General features: G+C 67.2%; 1 protein-coding gene and 1 pseudogene. One reads left to right on the forward strand and one right to left on the reverse strand.

The annotated features are described in order from the left end of the window. Positions 1-440 (reverse strand): annotated as a pseudogene (locus HUK84_RS17305) (hypothetical protein); the annotation flags it as partial. Positions 441-697: 257 nt separating this feature from the next. Here HUK84_RS17305 and HUK84_RS17310 point away from each other — a divergent pair. Further along, positions 698-1,483 (forward strand): sulfite exporter TauE/SafE family protein, encoded by a 786-nt coding sequence (locus HUK84_RS17310; protein WP_176641367.1) that lies wholly within the window; start codon positions 698-700, stop codon positions 1,481-1,483. Positions 1,484-1,641 lie beyond the last annotated feature (158 nt).

Raw genomic sequence — 1,641 nt, forward strand, 5'->3', positions numbered from 1 at the left:
CCCGCCGCCAAGCCGCCCGCCAGCATATAGGCCGGGGCGCCGGGCAGCAGGTAACGCAGGGTCAGCGGCTCGGCCCACAGCAGCAGCAGGGCATGCAGCAGCGGCAGCAACACCGCCAGCCACCCCAGCAACCGATGCGCGCGGATGAAGAACTTGCCGTCATAGAAAGGCAGGCGCAGCGGGCGCCCCGTCAGGACGAACAGGAACAGCAGCAGCGCATAGGCCGCCACGCCGCAGGCCATCGCGCCGTCCCAGGCCGGGGTCATCGCCGGCAGGGGCCGCCAGCAGAAGACCACCCCGAACAGCAGCGCGACCAGAACGGCCAGAGGAAGCAGCAGGATCATCGACGCCGCACGGTCATGCCGGATGGATCCGCCCCATATCGCCCCTTGCCCGCGCTGCCCCGCCGCCCATGTCTGGAGCCCATGTCTGGCGCCCATGTCTGGCTCGGTATCCTGTCCGGCACAATATCCGGCACGATATGACGGAAACAGGGGTGATGGAAGCGGACGGGCGCGAACAGGCCCGCGGCTTTCCTCCATCGCGCGGCCCCATTGACCATGCGGGCGGATTATATCACCATACGTTTTCGTTTATTAAAAAATTATCCCACCGCGATGATTTCAATTCCTAAGACTCTCATGATATCGTGCAATGAGATCGATCCGTTTATCGATCAGCTTTCGGGGACCTGTCCATGACCTTGAGTGACGCGTTTCAGCCACTTTACTCGCTATCCGGGCTGGGCGTGGGTTTCCTCGTCGGGGTGACGGGCGTGGGCGGCGGGTCGCTGATGACGCCGCTGCTGATCCTGCTGTTCGGCATTCATCCCCAGACCGCCGTCGGCACCGACCTGCTCTATGCCGCCATCACCAAGGCGGTGGGCACGAGCGTGCACGGATCTGCCGGCGGCGTGGACTGGAAAATCGTGCGCCGCCTGTCGTCGGGCAGCCTTCCCGCGGCGGCGCTGACCTTGCTGGCCCTGCATGCGCTGGGCGCGCCGTCGCTCTCCACGACGCACCTGATTTCACGCAGCCTGGGCGTGGCATTGCTGCTGACGGCGCCCTGCATCATGTTCCGCGCGGCGATCATGACGCGCCTGGCCGGCTTTTCCGAACGTCTGACCGACCGGCAGGCCCATGTGCTGACCATCCTCGTGGGCGCGCTGCTGGGCCTGCTGGTGTCGCTGTCCTCGGTCGGGGCGGGGGCGATCGGGGTGACCGCGCTGCTGGTCCTGTATCCGCGCCTGTCCACCGCGCGCATCGTCGGCTCGGACATCGCCCATGCGGTGCCGCTCACCCTGATCGCCGGGCTGGGCCACTGGCTGCTGGGGTCGGTCGATCCGGCCATGCTGATCGCGCTGCTGACCGGATCGATCCCCGGCATCATCCTGGGCAGCCTGTTCGTCGGCCGCATCCGCGAAAGCGTGCAGCGCACCGTGCTGGCAACCGTGCTGCTCATCGTGGGCGCCCGGCTGATCTGACCCGCCCCAAACCACAACACGGGATCATAGCCCGGGATCATAATTCGCCCGACCTCCTTCACCGGGCGGCAATCACCCGTCGCGCTCCGGCCGGACTTCGCCGTCGCCATGGGGGTCGTGCTCCAGCGGCGGCTCGTGCGGGTGCGGCGGCCCCGGCG

This window comes from Nguyenibacter vanlangensis (genome assembly GCF_013376155.1).
GTDB lineage: Bacteria > Pseudomonadota > Alphaproteobacteria > Acetobacterales > Acetobacteraceae > Gluconacetobacter > Gluconacetobacter vanlangensis.